Here is a 16539-nt window from a genome sequence, read left to right as displayed (position 1 = left end):
CAACCACTTTGACCAAGACCAAGCTGTTATATAGCTGAGTTTTTAATACGATAAAGTTTTTATACGATAAGGCTTCTATATGACAAGGTTTTATCGTTGCAATGTTTTATTTATAGTTGCAGCGTTTTAAATGCATCGCGGCGCCCTAAGGCGCCGCGATGATGTCGTCAATCAGCTTTTGCGCGTTGACTGACTGGAGGCTTTCGCAGGCTGCTCACCTTTCGCAGTAGCCTTGGCTTGGTCGGACATTTGCTGCCCGGCTTCACTGAACATCTTTTCCATCTCAGATTTAAACTGCAGGCTCATTTCGCTCATCACCCGCGCGTCTTCCTGCATCTGCTGGGAAAGTTCGTTCATCATCTCGGCTTGCTTGGTGCCGAAATCACGCAGGCTTTCTGCGTCTTGAATTTCAGTGGCGCTACGAATGCGCTCGGTACCCATCTGGCTGTAGCGCTTCATGGCTTCCAGCTGATACTGGGTCATTTTTTCCATATTGTTGAGCATCAGCGAATTAATTTTTCGCATGGGCTCAAACATCTGCTTAGTTTGGGCGTTAAAGGCGTCCATCATATTGTCTTGCATAGTGTCTGCTCCTGTATCGTTCCTTGGCATGAGCCTTGGAGTGACTCACCGTGATGTAGCTTTGCTGCACTGCAAAAAGAGTAATCTTTGGCATGCTGCATTGCAACAGTGGTGTCATTTCAGTATCACCGTGCAAGCCTGAACCGCTTTGCCATATTACCCTGCCCTACCTCAACAGGTGGAGAACCACCTGTTAAGTTAATGCGCGTTAACTGCTTGCTTCAATCTATGTGCCGCTGCGTTTGGATTCAGAACGGGAACGTGACGATGCCGTTGACTTTGCTTTGCTGGAAGTAGCGCTTTCTGAATTGCTTTTAGAGCTAGCCCCCCCCGACTTCTCATCATCATTGCTGTGGGCCGAAGAAGCGCTGGCGCTGCCCGCTTGCCGCAACATATCGAGCATCATTTGCTGGTAGGTTCCGAAATTAGCTAGCCCTTGAGAAAGCCCCTGCTGCATCATCGGTTGCTGCAGGAAAGGCCGCATTAGGCTCATAGGATCGTAACCTTCCACCCCAGACTCCATCTGCCGTTGAATATTCTCTAGCAGATTTTTCTGGAAAGCTTCGACATCAGGCAGTCCCAGTGATTGGCGAAACTCATCGGGGGTAAGATCAAACTCAACGTTAATCTTCATAGGCGGCTCCTGCACTGTTTTTCATGACGACTGCTCATGCATTTGTTTTGTTTGAGTGTAGCAGCGAACTGCAAACCTCACCGTTATGCGTTAACGCTGAGTTAAACGCGGTGTATCAACGCTGACATCGCCATTCTGACCACGCTGACGCAGCCAGTGATCCAACAGCGTAATCGCCATCATCGCCTCAGCGATAGGCGTTGCGCGGATCCCTACGCAAGGGTCGTGGCGCCCTTTAGTCACCACCTCAACTGCCTGACCATGAATATCGATAGAGCGGCCCGGCGTAGTGATACTGGAAGTGGGCTTCAGCGCTAAGCGCGCTACAATCGGCTGCCCGCTAGAGATGCCACCAAGCACGCCGCCTGCATGGTTGGAAAGAAAACCCTCTGGCGTCATCTCATCACGATGCTCGCTGCCGCGCTGGGCGATACAGCCAAACCCTGCGCCGATCTCAATCCCTTTTACCGCATTGATACTCATCAAAGCATGCGCCAGATCAGCATCCAGGCGGTCAAACACCGGTTCGCCCAGCCCTACCGGTACGCCTTCGGCAATCACGGTAATTTCGGCACCGACCGAATCCTGGTCGCGTCGTAATTGGTCCATATAGGCTTCCAGTTCAGCGACGCGCTCCGGGTCGGGGCAGAAAAACGCATTTTGACCCACCGATTCCCACTGTTTGAACTCAATCTTGATAGGGCCTAACTGGCTCATATAGCCACGAATCTGGACGCCCTGGGCGGCTAGATACTTCTTGGCAATCGCCCCCGCTGCCACGCGCATAGCAGTTTCACGGGCACTGGAGCGCCCGCCCCCACGATAGTCCCGGTGGCCATATTTATGGTGGTAGGTGTAATCCGCGTGGGCGGGCCGAAACTGCTCTTTGATTTTCGAGTAGTCGTTAGAGCGCTGATCGGTGTTCTCAATCAGCAGGCCGATCGAGGTACCGGTGGTTTTGCCTTCAAACACCCCGGAAAGGATGCGCACCTGATCGGGTTCTTTGCGCTGAGTGGTATGCCGCGAACTGCCCGGCCTGCGGCGATCCAGGTCGAGCTGTAAATCGGCTTCGCTTAACGGCAGCCCAGGCGGACAACCATCCACAATAGCGCCGAGCGCTGGTCCGTGGCTCTCACCAAAGGTAGTCACACTGAATAGTTTGCCAAACGTATTGCCAGACATGGCCGTTAATTCCTCACACGAAAGACGCCGCATGGGCGTCGAGTTCAGCGGCGCTCAGAGCAAAAACACCCTGGCCGCCACGCTCGAATTCAAGCCATAGAAAAGCGACATCCGGAAATGCCGCTTCCACATGGCGGTCAGAGTTGCCGACTTCTACAATCAGCCAGCCCTCATCGGTTAAGTGTTCCCGCGCCTCGCGCAAAATACGCCGCACAATATCCAGCCCATCGCTACCGGCTCCCAGGGCGAGCGAAGGCTCGTGGCGAAACTCGGCGGGCATGGTGGCAAGGTCACGGGCATCGACATAAGGCGGATTAGAGACAATCAAATCAAAGCGTCGACCTTCTAAGCCACTGAAGACATCCGACTCTACCGCCCGTACCCGGTCGCCCACATCATGGCGGGTAATATTCTGACGCGCGACGGCCAAGGCCTCCTGACTAATATCGGCAAGCGCCACTTCGCAGGTCGGTAAATAAAGTGCCGTCGCAATGCCGATACAGCCAGAACCGGTGCATAAATCCAGCACACTGGCAGGCGGCTCTTCAGGAAACCAGGCGGCAAAGCCGTCTTCAATCAGCTCGGCAATCGGCGAACGCGGTATCAGTACCCGTTCATCGACACTGAACGGATGGCCGGCAAAAAAGCTCTCGCCCAATAAATAGGGGAGCGGACGGCGGGTGGTAACACGTTCCCGCGCCAGAGTAATAATCCGCTGCCGTTCTACGGGCAGTAGCCGCGCCTCGAGCACACCGGGATCGATGTTCCACGGCAAGTGCAGCGCGCCTAAGCAGAGCGCTACCGCCTCATCCCAGGCAGAATCGGTGCCATGGCCGTAGTGCAGGCCCGCCAGATAAAACTCGCTGGAGACCCAGCGCAGATAGTCGCGTAGGGTAAAGAGCTGGCTCACCAGCAACGACTCCGACAGGGAAAGGGTTGAGTGAGAATGCTCAACGTTTAGATGCGTGGTCACAGCGGCTCCTGATTGACGATAATGATGAATACAGCTGATAAAGCCTTATTCATGCAACGAATAAAAAGATTGTACCTTTCACGCCGCCCGGTTCACAGCAACGCTCAGCCCGCTATACTGTGCCTCTTTATCTGTTTCACCTTTATTTGCCACTTTTTTGCCACCCGAGCCTACCATGACGCGACGCCGCCACCTGCCCGACGATGACGATATCAATGCCTTTCGCGATGCGTTAAAGGCGGCAGGCGTGCGCCGTATCGCGACTAACCAGGCCGACCCTGGCAAACCTAAAATTGACGGCAAGGCCCATGAAGCTAGACGCCATGCGGCTGTTGAAAGCAATACGCCTCAGTCCAGCGGGCGCACCTCTGATGGCCGGGTGGAGGCCGTGCGCCCTTCTGAGTATTTAGAGTTTTGTGTGCCGGATTTACCATGGCGTACTTTTAGCCAACTAAAACGTGGGCAAACGGCGTGGCAAGCGGGACTTGATATGCACGGCTATACGCTGGAAGAGGCGCGTGCGGAACTGGAGAGTTTTTTGCGCGACGCCGCCAGCCAAGGCTTACGCTGCGTACTGGTGGTGCATGGCAAAGCGTGGGGCACCACCTCCGACTTCCCTGTGCTTAAAAGCCATACCAATGCCTGGTTGCGTGAGTGGCCCGGCGTACTGGCTTTCTGCTCCGCTATCGATATCGATGGTGGCACCGGTGCGGTGTATATATTGCTGCGCAAGCGGGGCCAGTAGCCATTACTCGGTAGCGTCGGACGCGATACTCGGCATGCGCCGCTCCAGCGCTTCATCGGCCAGATGCCTGCCCAGGCGAATCAAATCCTTGCCGCGGTGGAATTCGTAGGTACTGCAGACTGTTTTGGGTATTTCGATCAGCACGTCGGGCGGGTAGCCCGCCACCTTGTACTTGGCCAGCGCCGCCTGAGTAATATCAAACGACTCAAGAATCATATCGAGCTTGCTCCACTCCCGCTTACCACGGGCTTCAGTGGTCTCCTCCAGCTCTTCGCCCTCTCCGCTTGCCCCCTCCCCATTCGCTCCCATCCCCGCCCACAGTTTTCGCGTAGCGGCGCGCACATCCCCCATCCAGTTACCCATGTTTTGATCGCGATCAATCTCTTTTTTACTACGGCTATCGACGGCTTCCTCTTCCTTAGGCAGCAATTCCTCTAAGGTGACTGGCAGTGGGCTATGCGCGGTCACGTTGACGGCTACCACAAAGTCCGCTTGATGAGCCGCCACCACAGGCATGATCGGCAGCGGGTTAAGCAACCCGCCATCCACCAACACCTGATCACCCAAATGCACTGGCGTTATTACTCCCGGCACGGCAATTGAGGCGCGAATCGCCTGTAATAAGGGGCCATTTTGAAACCACACTTCCCGCTGGCGAACCAGATCCGTTGCCACCGTTGTCACTGGAATCGCGAGGTTTTCAATTAATATATCGCCCACCAGCGCTTCCAGCTTGCTCATGATCTTGCTGGCACGCATCGCACCCATGGGGCTCCAGGTCACGTCGACCAATTTAAGTACGTCCAGGTAGTCAAGGTTGCACACCCAATCGCGGTATTCAGGCAGCTTGCCTGCCGCGTAAATACCACCGATCAGCGCGCCCATCGAGCATCCTGATACGGCGATGATGTCAAAGCCCCGCGCCTCAAGTGCTTCAATTACCCCAATATGCGCATAGCCGCGCGCACCGCCGCTGCCCAACACCAGAGCGACCTTGTTCCCACTACTGACATGCACCAATTCGTTCATACTGCCATCCATCGCTAGGCCTTATCGCTCTTAACCCTGTCGCTCGTAACCCTGTCGCTCATAACCCAATGAGCGCTGATTATTGCAGAGACTTGCGCTACGGCGCGGGGCTCCAGATGCAAATGATGGCCACCATTAAGCACGTGACGGGTCAATTCCTTGACTGCTTGCCGCGCCTGAACCGCCCAGTCACGTTCACACAGAATCCCCTGCTCCCCTTCAACCAATAGCACTGGAGCGCTAATTTCCGCCAGCAATGACAACACCTGTTCGGGTGTGAAGCGCACCAATGAAGGCTTCAGCAAGCGACTGTCGGTGCGCATTTGCACATGGCCATCGGCGGTGGGCTGGGTGTTGCGCTCCACTAGCGGTGTGGCCGTAATGGTATCCACCGGCGTGACACCTCCGGCAACACGTGCAGCGATGGCACTCTCGATATCCAGGTAGCGCGGCGCGCGGGAAAGTGACCGACGGTGGGCTATCAGTCCTTTGCGCAGTTGGCTGGCGGTCTCTTCAATGGGCGTATTGAGCGCCCCCAGCCCGTCAATCAACGTTAGCCGCTCAACGCGCTCCGGCATCGCAGCAGCAAGCAGGCAGGCCACTGCGGCGCCCATGGAGTGGGCCAACACGCTAACTTGGTTAAGGCCGAGGTCTTCCATGGCATCCAACACATCGTGGCAGTAGCCCCATAGCGCATAGTCACTGCCTTGTGGTAAGTGCGCCGACTGGCCATGACCACGAAAATCCAGCGCTACTATGCGAATACCGAGCTTTTCCACCAGCAGGGGAGCTAAGCGTGAAAAGCTGGCCGCATTATCCAGCCAGCCGTGCAGAGCCAGCCAAACCGGGGCATCAGCGCGCCCCCAACTAAGAGCGGCCAGGCGACCCTGGGCAAAAGAAAGCGGCTGCGACGCAACGCTGCGTGCAGCCGTAGATTCGGTGTGGGGCATAATCAACCATCCTGAACAAACGGCAACGTCATAAGGCAAGCAAGATGACGACGTAAGCGACAAACGTTACCATGCCCGGCGTAATGCTTCCGCCTCTTTTACCTCCACCCTCATTTGGTGCCATTATGAAACCACACCGCGATACCCGCGCTCGTAATCTGGTCTTTTTTGTTGCTGTCATCAGCGCCCTGGTGGTCGGTTTCTGGCTCGCAAAATAGGCTCAAGCCTCACCGAGTAGCCCCAGGCTGGCCGCTGGCGCTTGGCGACGTAATCCCCGCGAGAGTGCATGACCTATCACGCCAATCAGCACAGCACCGCCAATGGGGAGGAAAATCCATAGTCCCAGATGAAAGCGCGGGGTTAGATCCAACAAAAAGATGTACAGCGCAGCCGTGGTTAGTTCGGCCAGCACCGCGCCCATCAACCCACTGGCCAAGCCCAATAACGCGTATTCAGCGCCCTGCACCCTTGAAATCATTTTACTGCCTGCACCAAATACGCGTAATAGGCCGCTTTCATGGGCACGCACCGGTAAGCTTGCGGTCAGTGCGGCATACAGTACGCTTACCCCTGCCAACAGGACCAATGCAAGCACTAACTCCACCGCCCGCGTAACCTGGCCGAGTACATCCCGCACCTGGCCCAAAATGGCATCAACATTCAGTAAGGAAACCCCCGGGAATTCGGTAATCAGTTCCCGGATCAACCCCTGCTCCGCTTCAGGCAGATGAAAGGCGGTAATGTAGCTATGGCCAAACTGTTCCAGCACTCCTGGCGGAAAAATGACGAAGAAGTTAGGCTGAAAACTATCCCAATTCAGGCTTCGCAGGCTGGTAATTTGGGTGGTGATTTCATCGCTACCCACCGAGAAGGTCACCTCATCACCGATGCTTAAGCCAAGCCTTTCAGCGAGCCCATCCTCCATGGAGATGGGCACTGGCGCCGCTTGCTGCGTTGCCTCAACGGCGCTCATCCAGCCTTGGCCTTCACTGCCCTCTTCATTACCCTCCTCACTGTTAGCGTCGCCTCCCAACTGGGCTGGCGAGAACCACTCACCGGCCACCACAGCATTGCCTTCGGGCACTTCAGATTGCCACGTCAGGTTGAGCTCTCGGCGCAGCGAGTTATCACCGCGGGCATCAGGCGGCACGGCATCTCCAGGCGGCTGACCATTAATCGCAATCACTCGCCCACGCACCATTGGGTAGAGGGTGCTTTGGGTTTCTACCCGTGGCGAAACTGCCGCATCGAAAGGATCACGTTCGGAAGGCTGAATATTAATGGCAAAGTAGTTAGGGGTATTGTCAGGCAATTGATCCTGCCAAGTGCTAAGCAGATCTCCCCGCACCAGTACAATCATCGCCATGGCAAAGAAAGTCACCGAAAAGGCCAGTAACTGGCCTAGGCCCGCTTGGCGACGCCGTGCTAGCTGGCGGCCGCCTAAGCGGAGCGCCTGAGACCACTCACTACGCCCGGAAAATCGCTGCACAACGCGCAACAAACCGCTAAGCAGCAGCGCACTAATCATCCACAGCACACCTAGCAGAGCCGCCCCACCTATCAACAGCGCAATAGCCAGCGGCAGGCTACCCGAGTAGAGCCACAGCAGCCCGCCAAACACTAGGCTTGCCACACCCACCACCAGCCAGGCCGAAGGCGGCAGCGGATCTAATTCGCGACGCAGAACTTTTAATGCGCTCACTCGTTTGATACGCAGCAGGGTTGGCCCAGCAAACCCCACCAGCACGGCAAGAGCCGTAAATACGCCTAATCCCAACGGCATAAGACCAGGCGGCGGTAGCGTCATGGGTAAGAAACTCACCAACAGCCAGATAAGAACCGCTTGGCCAATCAGCCCAAGCAGCGCCCCAATCACTGCGGCTACCAGCGCCAAACCTATTAGCTGAAGCGAAAAAATCGTCACTAGTTGCCGCTGGCTGGCGCCAAAGCAGCGCAACAGTGCGGCGGTATCCAGGTGGCGCTCCACATAACGGCGAGTCGACATCGCCACTGCCACGCCCGCCAACAGTACCGCTGCTAAACCGGCCAGCCCCAGATAACTCTCTGCACGCTGCAAGGCATTGCCAAGCTGGGGGCGATCAACGCGGACATCCCGTACCTCTACCCCATCGCGGCGTAGCTCAGCAAGCAGGCCTTGCACTTGATCAAGCGCTTCCGGCGGGCCTGCTGCCAAGATTTCAAACTCAATCCGCGAGCCTTCTTGAACAAGGCCGGTGGCTTCGACATCGGCGGTATTGATCATCAAGCGTGGATTAAAATTGCTGAAGCCACCGGATTGGTCCGCTTCGCGCTCAATGATTCCTGTTATCTCAAGTTCGGTCTGGCCCACTTGGACCCGGTCACCCAACTCTATCTCGACCAGTTCTATCAAGCGTGGATCCGCCCATGCTTCACCAGGGGCTGGGCCAGACGCTATTTGTTCAGTGCCATTGCCAAAATCGACGGAAGAGGCGCCGTAGTGGGGGTAGACCTCATCCACGGCTTTTAAGCTAGCCGGTTGAAAACGCCCGTCGCGGCTGATCATCGATACCAGGTCGACTTGATCACTCAATACAAAACCGGCATTTTCAAGGCGTTCTCGCAGCTCTTCTGAAAACGGATCACGCTGCTCTAACACCAAGTCGCCCCCCAGCATCTGCCCCGCCTGACGCTCTAGGCCGCGCTCTAAGCGATCAAGGAAAAACGCAATCATGGTGGAAGCCGCGACCGCCAATACCAGGGCGATAAATAGCGCACGTACATCAGCCGCACGCAGGTCTCGCTTGAGGCTGCGCATGGCCAAACGCCAGTTCACATCATTCATTGCATGCCCTCGTCAACCGCAGCCGCGGTGGGGTCAAACGCTTCTAATTTTCCATGGTCTAATCGCAGGCAGCGGTCACAGCGCCGTGCCAGGGCATGGTCGTGAGTCACTAAAATCAGCGTGGTGCCTGCCTCACGGTTTAGGGTGAAAAGCAGATCAATGATTTGCGCACCGGTGTCAGGGTCCAAATTACCGGTGGGCTCATCGGCAAATACTAGCTCGGGGTCGGTCACGAAGGCGCGGGCAACGGCGACGCGCTGCTGCTCCCCCCCCGAAAGCTGTTTGGGTAAGTGATTGACTCGCTCGCCAAGCCCAACACGCTCCAACCACTGAGCAGCGGTTTGGGTCTCCCCTGCACGCGGTGAGAGTTCGAGGGGTAGCATGACGTTCTCAAGCGCGCTCAAGGTGGGCAGCAGTTGGAAGTTCTGGAACACAAAGCCCACTCGCCCAGCGCGTAGCGCAGCTCGTCCATCTTCATCCAAGCGGCTCAGTGCATGACCGAAAAGCGTTAGCTCGCCATCGCTTGGGGTATCCAGGCCAGCCAGTAGCCCTAGTAGGGTTGATTTTCCCGCGCCGCTCTTGCCTAGAATCGCCACACTTTCACCTGCCGCCACGCTTAGCGATAGGTCGTGTAAGATAGTTAGTGAGCGTTCACCGCTCGTCACTTTTTTTGACAGCTTGTCGGCATGCAGAACAGGATGCCTAACGGCGCCTTGTGGAACATCGCTTAACACTTGGTTGTCGTTATCAGGCTGGCGTTCACTGCGGGGTGACTCGCTCGACATTGATAGTTCCGTAGCAGTATCTGCAGTTTTATCTGAGGGGCTTTGATTTGAAGAGCCTGAGTTTGAAGGGCTTTGATCTGAAGGGTTTTGATTTAAGGAGTAAGACATGAAGCGTGGCATCCCTGTGGCATGGCATGGACTGAACCGCATGGTAACCGGATGGCTGGTATTGCTGATAGTCACCTTTACCTCAGCGTCTATCAACGCAGCGCCTGCCAACACCGACCAGTCACCCAGCCTATTAGTGATGGGCGATAGCTTAAGCGCCGCCTACGGTATTGAGCGTGAAGAAGGTTGGGTGAGCCTGCTGGCCGAACGTTTAGAAGGCGAGGTGAACGTTATTAATGCCAGCATTAGCGGTGAAACCACATCCGGAGGTCTACAAAGGTTCACTGAACTTCTCGGACAGCAACAGCCGGATATTGTTCTACTGGAATTAGGCGGCAATGATGGTTTGCGGGGTTTAGCTCCCAATCAAATGCAGGCGAACTTAGCCAGTATGATCGAGCAGAGCCAAGAAGCAGGCGCAAAAGTTCTTCTCCTGGGAATCGATATACCGCCCAACTATGGCCAAGCGTATCGGGATGCTTTTACCGGGGTTTTCCACTCGTTGTCTGAAGAGTACGACATTTCTCTAGTGCCTTTCTTACTGAAGGATATCGCCCTAAACGACGCGCTAATGCAAAGTGACGGCATTCACCCTACCGCCGATGCGCAGCCGATTATCCTCGACAATGTATGGCCCGAGCTTGAGCCGCTGATTGAGCCATTATTAGAGACAACGCATCAGGCAGCGGTTAATTAGGGTTAACAAAAAACTGTTTATCTACTTTATCGACGGGTGGATAAACAGCCATTTTGAAATAAACGTTAGCGCATAGCTTCTGCCATATGGGCAAACATCAGCAGTGTTGCTGAAAAATAGTCGTCTTGTTTTTGAGGTGCTGGGCTAGGTAGCGTTTCACCACTAACATAAGCTCTAGTTGCATCCACTCCACGTGAAATCGGGTATTCAGCGCGCTCACCATTTACCACATCAACCCAATCGGTTGGCAATAAATAAATCACTATCGGTTGCGCTATTTCGGTCGCGCACTGCTGGTTTATCGCGAGAGTCTTCACTTACCGAGTAATCACTGGCTAGCTACTCTTTTGTGCTTGCTGAAGCCCTAATCCCAGCAAAATGAGCACCAATCCGACCAGGGTTGAAGGCAAAATTGGCTCTCCTACCACGAGATAAAGCAAAAACAGCGACACAGGCGGTGAAAGAAAAATCAGGTTGGAGACTTTGGCGGTGCGCGACACTTGGTGTACCGCCAGCTGCCACAAAATAAACGCCACACCCATTTCAAACAGGCCTACATAAACGCCCGCCCCAAACGCTGGCCAACCATGCCACTGCATACCTGGGCCAAGCAGTAACAAAACCGTCAGCACAGGCAGACCCACACTGAAGTTTTGCCATTGGCCTACCAGAGGCTGTCGCTTATCGCGTGCATTGAGCAGCCAATAAAGTGCCCACAGCAGCGTCGAAGCGAGCGCCAGTACAACCCCTAATGGATCGGCGAAAGAGACATTGAAAACCGAGCCACGTGTAGCGATCACCCAAACGCCTGCGTAAGCGACGAACCCAGCAACGATATCTATTCGAGTCAAGCGTTGACCAAGCAAAGGCACCGCTAAAAACGCCATCGCTAACGCCCAGGTATAATTCAGCGCCATGGCTTCTTGTCCTGGGAGTCGGTCATAGGCGGCGAACAGCACTAAATAATAAGCCACGGGATTCATCAATCCCGCCCACGCAGCTGTTTTCCAACCACTGCATAGCGCCGTGGGCATATTTCCCTGCTTGATGACTAGCGCTCCCATTAATGCCCAGGAAACGAATGCCGCTAGCCACATCAATTCCAAAGGGCTCATCCATGCGAGTGCTACTTTGAAAGCCGTTGCCACTGTCGACCAAAGCGCTACCGCCCCCAGGCCATAGAGGACGGCTTGCTTATCCTGACTCATCGGTCGATATGCCCTAAATCTCGCTCTGGATCCAATTGATCTCGCACGCGTTGCTTGAGAAGTTTTATATCGGGAAAGCCGCCATCACGCTTACGCTCCCAGAGCAGTAGTTCATCACACCATATCTCGAAAGTGCCGCCATGAGAGGGTGATAGCGCGACCTCCGTCAGTTGCTCACCAAAGGTCGATAGAAGTTCTTGGGCATACCAAGCGCTACGCAATAGCCACTGGCATTGAGTGCAGTAGCGGATTTGAATGCGTGACATTGAGAGTTCCTTATCGGTAAATTCCTTTGCAGGATACTATGTCGTTCTCAAAAAACATTTTGTCATCTTAAATTAGCAATCGCCAAGGAACCGTCATGGCTCAACCGGATGTTTCACAGTCTCGCCTTTATGAGTGGCTAACAGGCGATGAAGATAGCCGCATGTGCGATGACATACCTGACAGTGCTTGCAACGAACAGCCGCGCAATTTTTTCCTACACCTATGGGCTTCTTTAGGAAATAAGTTGGCTGACGAGTTATCTAGCGCGCGCTTAGTTTTACCGTGGCTGATGGGCATTATTGGGGCACCGGTGTGGATGGTAGGCTTGCTAGTGCCCATACGTGAGGCGGGTGCGCTACTGCCACAAATTTTTGTGGCGGGTTTTATCCGCTTAAAACCCAAACGGAAATGGGTATGGGTAACAGGTGCGCTGATTCAGGCGCTAGCCGCATTAGTGCTGGCCCTACTTGCGTTGTTCGCCACCGGCTCTTTGGGCGGCGCATTAGTGTTAGCCGCGCTCGTGCTGCTTTCGCTGGCACGGGGCTTATCCTCCATCGCGACCAAAGACGTACTGGGTAAGACTATTTCCAAACGCCGCCGCGGCACGTTGATGGGCTGGAGCGGCAGCGTTGCCGGTGGCGCTACGCTGGCGGCGGGCGCTGTACTCATGCTGCTTGATAGTCGCCCCGGCAATGTCATCGTGGCGCTCTTACTCGTAGTCGCCGCTAGTGGCTGGCTAATGAATGCCTTAGCCGCGGCCCGTATTGTAGAAGCTCCTGGCGCCGTTGAAGGAGGAGAAAACGGCTGGGACAGTATTAAGCTAGGTCTGTCGCTGCTAAAAAATGATCGCACTTTTCTACACTTCAACCTTGCCAGGGCATTACTGCTATCAAGTGCACTCGCCTTGCCTTACATCGCTCTGTTGGGGCAGAACCAAAGTGGCACCGACCTCGGCGGCCTGGGTATTTTGATTGTGGTATCCGGGCTTGCAGCGATGGTGGCAAGCCCGGCCTGGGGCAAGCGCGCCGACCAATCGAGCCGCAGCGTTATGCGCGATGCAGCGGTAGGTACGGCTATTTGCTGTTTATTAGCCGCCAGCGTGGTCTGGCTGCCAGGCGGGTGGGCACAAAGTATTTGGCCCTATGCGGTGGTTTACGCGCTCTTAGTGATTATTCACCATGGCGTACGCTTGGGGCGAAAAACCTACCTCATTGATATGGCGAGTCAAGATAATCGGGCGCTTTACGTTGCGCTCTCTAATACGCTAACAGGCGTATTAATGCTTTTGGTAGGCGGCATTATTGGCGCTCTTGCACAATGGTTTGGTAGCGCCATACTACTGCTAATACTTGCTGCAACCGCTGTGGGGGCTGTATTGAGCGCCCACCAATTACCCGAGGTCGAATGAGACGGTGCGCGTACACGATTGCAATGCGTGACAACGCTCGCCATGATAGAGCCAGATAGCAGCGGTAGATTGGAGCCCTTGCTATGCTGCTGATAATAAATGATTTGAAATCCTGCCCGTTCACAGGCAAAAAAAAGCCACTTTGAACGGCGGGAAGGATTGGAGCTGCAACAGGAACCCCTTGATGAAACGATCTCCATTGATCAGTCCAGAGCTGCTCGAACGCATAATTGACGCCTCGGAAGACGGTATTGTTGTTGCTGAACAGGAAGGCGATGAAAATATCCTCATCTACGTCAATAAAGGCTTTGAGCGCTTAACGGGCTATAGCGCGGATGAAATTCTGTATCGCGACTGTCGTTTTTTACAGAACGAAGACCGCGACCAGGATGCCCTGGTCTCTATCCGAGACGCGCTTAAAAATGGCAGCCCTTCTCGCGAAGTACTGCGTAATTACCGTAAAGACGGCACCATGTTTTGGAATGAATTATCCATTACACCGGTCTACGACGAAGCAGACGAGCTGATGTATTACATTGGCGTACAAAAAGACGTAACGGAACGTGTAGAGGCTCAGCTTGCGCTTGTGGAGTTACAAAAACAGCGAGATAACCGCTAATTATTAACTTTCTCACTAAAAAAACCGATCAATGCTTGAACTTCATCCCTACTGGCGTTATATAGCCGCAAGGCGCTTAATTTGCGCTAGGCGCTTCACTTTGCAATCCACACATGCTTTTTGATCCGTATGTGCTAATAAGTGGAGCCGTTGTTACGCCGGCACGCCGGCTGGGTTGGAGGACATCACATGAGCCGTGATCCCCTAAATCGTGAAACGTTTACCAGTGAAGCAATCGACTCAGACGAGTTCGAAAGTTTAGACGCCGTTAATGATGACCATTACGGTAAAAGCAAGCCTAGCAAAGCAGACAGCTTACGCGCACGACGCCAAGTAGAAGCATGGCTAGAAGAGCGTCGACTTCAGCGAGCCATAGAAGACGACTGGGACGAAGAAGAGTAAGCGTTGAATAGCTTGGCCTTCTCAGCCAATGAGTGGGCCTGGCTAGCCGCGCACCTTAAGCAGCCTAGCCTTTCCTGGCGCAGACCACTATCATCACTCCTTAGCCAGTAGCCTGCTGCTGTCGCTTTTTTCTATCAACAACCTAACGGATCTCCATGGCGCAATACGTTTTCACCATGAATCGGGTTGGCAAAGTAGTGCCGCCCAAAAAGCAAATTCTCAAGGATATCTCATTATCGTTTTTCCCTGGTGCCAAAATCGGCGTATTGGGGCTTAACGGTTCGGGGAAATCCACACTGCTGCGCATCATGGCCGGTGTCGATAAAGAGTTTGAAGGTGAAGCTCGTCCGATGCCCGGCATCAATATTGGCTACCTTCCCCAGGAGCCGGAACTAGACGACGAGAAAAACGTCCGCGACACCGTCGAAGAAGCGCTAGGGGCAATTAAAGAAGCACAAGAGAAGTTAGACGCGGTGTACGCAGCTTACGCCGAGCCAGACGCCGACTTTGATGCCCTGGCAAGCGAGCAGGGGCGGCTGGAAAATATTATCGAGGCGGCCGATGCGCATAACTTAGAACGCAAGTTGGACGTTGCCGCTGAAGCGTTGCGCCTTCCTCCTTGGGATGCCAAAGTCGGCAACCTATCAGGGGGTGAACGCCGCCGGGTGGCACTATGTCGCCTGTTGCTCTCAAGTCCTGACATGCTGCTGCTGGATGAGCCTACCAACCACCTTGATGCAGAATCAGTGGCTTGGCTTGAGCGCTTCTTGCACGACTACAACGGTACCGTAGTGGCGATTACCCACGACCGTTACTTCCTGGATAACGTGGCGGGCTGGATTCTTGAGCTTGACCGTGGTCAGGGTATCCCGTTTGAGGGTAACTACTCTCATTGGCTTGAGCAGAAAGATCAGCGCTTAAACCAAGAAGCCAAGCAGGAAGCCTCGCGCCAAAAAGCCATCAGGCAAGAGCTTGAGTGGGTGCGCAGCAACGCCAAAGGCCGCCAGGCAAAAAGCAAAGCGCGTCTTAACCGCTTTGAAGAAATGCAGTCAGGCGACTTCCAGAAGCGCAATGAAACCAATGAAATCTATATTCCGCCTGGTCCACGCCTAGGCGACAAGGTCATTGAGTTTCATAACGTGACCAAACGCTTCGATGACAAGCTGCTTTATCAAGACCTCTCTTTCACGATTCCCCCGGGTGCGATTGTGGGGATCGTCGGCGGTAACGGCGCAGGTAAGTCGACCCTATTCCAGCTGATTACCGGTAAAGAGCAGCCCGATGCAGGCGAGGTTGTGATTGGCGAAACCGTCGACATCGCCTATGTCGAGCAGTTACGCGATGCGCTGGACAACAAGCAAACTGTCTGGGAAGCCGTATCGGATGGTCAGGACATCCTGAATATTAACGGCTACGAAGTCTCCTCCCGCGCCTATGTGGGTCGATTCAACTTTAAGGGTAACGACCAGCAGAAGCGTTTATCGGAGCTCTCCGGGGGTGAACGTGGTCGCTTACAGCTTGCGCAAACGCTCAAGCAAGGCGCTAACGTGCTGTTGCTTGATGAGCCGTCAAACGATTTGGATATCGAAACCCTGCGGGCACTGGAAGACGCACTACTCGCCTTCCCCGGCTGTGCCATGGTGATTTCGCACGATCGTTGGTTCTTAGACCGTATCGCCACGCACATTATGGCCTTTGAAGGTGACTCTGAAGTGGTCTTGTTTGAAGGCAACTACGCAGAGTACGAAGAAGATCATAAAAAGCGAGTCGGCAACGATACGCCTAAGCGTATGAAGTACAAGCGCATTGATGCCTGATAGCTTGCCTCACACTGACGCGTGATATTGATAGCCAAGGCCCCGCACTGCGGGGCCTTTTTAATTGCGCTGATGTCAGTAAACGCCTAACGTCTGCGATCAGTAAGAAATGAAACGATACACAGAATTAAAAATAGCACGAACAGTATTTGCGCAATGGTCGAAGCAGCCCCGGCAATGCCAGAAAAGCCAACCACTCCCGCGATAATCGCAATGATGAAAAACAGCACTGCATTGCCTAGCATCCTTTGCTCCTTTCCTTGGTTATCGCTTCCCTTAGGGGTTTGCTGCACACTCCATTATGCGGCG

At 54.4% G+C, this 16539-nt stretch carries 18 protein-coding genes; 6 read left to right on the top strand and 12 right to left on the bottom strand.

Annotated features, from left to right (window positions below):
- Positions 1-171 precede the first annotated feature (171 nt).
- From CXF87_RS19385 to prmB, 4 genes are all read right to left on the bottom strand, one after another.
- The gene (locus CXF87_RS19385) at positions 172-582 is read right to left on the bottom strand and encodes a phasin family protein (RefSeq protein ID WP_035563231.1); all 411 of its coding nucleotides are present in this window, start codon (positions 580-582) and stop codon (positions 172-174) included.
- Positions 583-808: 226 nt separating this feature from the next.
- A complete protein-coding gene (locus CXF87_RS19380) occupies positions 809-1216 on the bottom strand; it encodes a hypothetical protein (protein ID WP_101147837.1) in 408 nt (135 codons plus the stop codon).
- Between the two features lie 90 nt (positions 1217-1306).
- Positions 1307-2398 (bottom strand): chorismate synthase, encoded by a 1092-nt coding sequence (gene aroC, locus CXF87_RS19375; protein ID WP_008959602.1) that lies wholly within the window; start codon positions 2396-2398, stop codon positions 1307-1309.
- Between the two features lie 13 nt (positions 2399-2411).
- Positions 2412-3371 (bottom strand): 50S ribosomal protein L3 N(5)-glutamine methyltransferase, encoded by a 960-nt coding sequence (gene prmB, locus CXF87_RS19370; RefSeq protein WP_101147836.1) that lies wholly within the window; start codon positions 3369-3371, stop codon positions 2412-2414.
- A gap of 175 nt (positions 3372-3546) precedes the next feature.
- On the opposite strand from prmB, the gene CXF87_RS19365 reads away from it, so the two are divergent.
- On the top strand, positions 3547-4116 hold the full coding sequence (locus CXF87_RS19365) for a Smr/MutS family protein (protein ID WP_101147835.1): 570 nt from the start codon (positions 3547-3549) through the stop codon (positions 4114-4116).
- A gap of 3 nt (positions 4117-4119) precedes the next feature.
- Here CXF87_RS19365 and CXF87_RS19360 read toward each other — a convergent pair whose 3' ends face one another.
- From CXF87_RS19360 to CXF87_RS19345, 4 genes are all read right to left on the bottom strand, one after another.
- A complete protein-coding gene (locus CXF87_RS19360) occupies positions 4120-5145 on the bottom strand; it encodes a patatin-like phospholipase family protein (RefSeq protein WP_101147911.1) in 1026 nt (341 codons plus the stop codon).
- A gap of 14 nt (positions 5146-5159) precedes the next feature.
- Positions 5160-6095, bottom strand: a complete 936-nt coding sequence (locus CXF87_RS19355; RefSeq protein WP_101147834.1) for an alpha/beta fold hydrolase — start codon at positions 6093-6095, stop codon at positions 5160-5162.
- Positions 6096-6315: 220 nt separating this feature from the next.
- Entirely contained in the window at positions 6316-8919 is a 2604-nt protein-coding gene (locus CXF87_RS19350) for an ABC transporter permease (RefSeq protein ID WP_101147833.1), read from the bottom strand.
- A complete protein-coding gene (locus CXF87_RS19345; RefSeq protein WP_232774967.1) occupies positions 8916-9704 on the bottom strand; it encodes an ABC transporter ATP-binding protein in 789 nt (262 codons plus the stop codon). Before CXF87_RS19345 ends, CXF87_RS19350 begins: the two co-directional genes overlap by 4 nt.
- A gap of 106 nt (positions 9705-9810) precedes the next feature.
- Here CXF87_RS19345 and CXF87_RS19340 point away from each other — a divergent pair, with 106 nt between their 5' ends.
- Positions 9811-10509 (top strand): arylesterase, encoded by a 699-nt coding sequence (locus tag CXF87_RS19340; protein WP_101147831.1) that lies wholly within the window; start codon positions 9811-9813, stop codon positions 10507-10509.
- 65 nt (positions 10510-10574) lie between these two features.
- Here CXF87_RS19340 and CXF87_RS19335 read toward each other — a convergent pair whose 3' ends face one another.
- From CXF87_RS19335 to CXF87_RS19325, 3 genes are read right to left on the bottom strand one after another with little or no spacing between them, the layout of a single operon-like run.
- Positions 10575-10826 carry a hypothetical protein gene (locus tag CXF87_RS19335; RefSeq protein WP_101147830.1) on the bottom strand — a complete coding sequence of 84 codons (252 nt, stop codon included), beginning with the start codon at positions 10824-10826 and terminating at the stop codon, positions 10575-10577.
- Positions 10827-10844: 18 nt separating this feature from the next.
- Entirely contained in the window at positions 10845-11717 is an 873-nt protein-coding gene (locus tag CXF87_RS19330) for a DMT family transporter (protein ID WP_101147829.1), read from the bottom strand.
- Entirely contained in the window at positions 11714-11983 is a 270-nt protein-coding gene (locus tag CXF87_RS19325) for a SelT/SelW/SelH family protein (protein ID WP_008959619.1), read from the bottom strand. The genes CXF87_RS19330 and CXF87_RS19325 overlap by 4 nt, the downstream gene beginning before the upstream one ends.
- Positions 11984-12078: 95 nt before the next feature.
- Here CXF87_RS19325 and CXF87_RS19320 point away from each other — a divergent pair, with 95 nt between their 5' ends.
- The 4 genes from CXF87_RS19320 (at position 12079) to ettA (ending at position 16230) form a co-directional block, all read left to right on the top strand.
- Entirely contained in the window at positions 12079-13392 is a 1314-nt protein-coding gene (locus tag CXF87_RS19320) for an MFS transporter (RefSeq protein ID WP_101147828.1), read from the top strand.
- A gap of 184 nt (positions 13393-13576) precedes the next feature.
- The gene (locus tag CXF87_RS19315; RefSeq protein ID WP_101147827.1) at positions 13577-14011 is read left to right on the top strand and encodes a PAS domain S-box protein; all 435 of its coding nucleotides are present in this window, start codon (positions 13577-13579) and stop codon (positions 14009-14011) included.
- Positions 14012-14200: 189 nt separating this feature from the next.
- Entirely contained in the window at positions 14201-14413 is a 213-nt protein-coding gene (locus tag CXF87_RS19310) for a PA3496 family putative envelope integrity protein (protein WP_008959622.1), read from the top strand.
- 155 nt (positions 14414-14568) lie between these two features.
- Positions 14569-16230, top strand: coding sequence for an energy-dependent translational throttle protein EttA (gene ettA / locus CXF87_RS19305; RefSeq protein WP_101147825.1), 1662 nt, complete (start codon positions 14569-14571; stop codon positions 16228-16230).
- An 86-nt stretch (positions 16231-16316) separates the two neighbouring features.
- Here the strand turns inward: ettA and CXF87_RS19300 are convergent, their stop codons facing one another.
- Positions 16317-16475 (bottom strand): DUF1328 domain-containing protein, encoded by a 159-nt coding sequence (locus CXF87_RS19300; RefSeq protein ID WP_101147824.1) that lies wholly within the window; start codon positions 16473-16475, stop codon positions 16317-16319.
- Between the last annotated feature and the right edge of the window lie 64 nt (positions 16476-16539).

Origin of the sequence: Halomonas sp. MES3-P3E (assembly GCF_002836035.1) — a bacterium.
Taxonomy (GTDB): Bacteria; Pseudomonadota; Gammaproteobacteria; order Pseudomonadales; family Halomonadaceae; genus Vreelandella; species Vreelandella arctica.
Note: the sequence above shows the minus strand (reverse complement) of the source record. Positions and strands in the feature narration are given on the sequence as shown.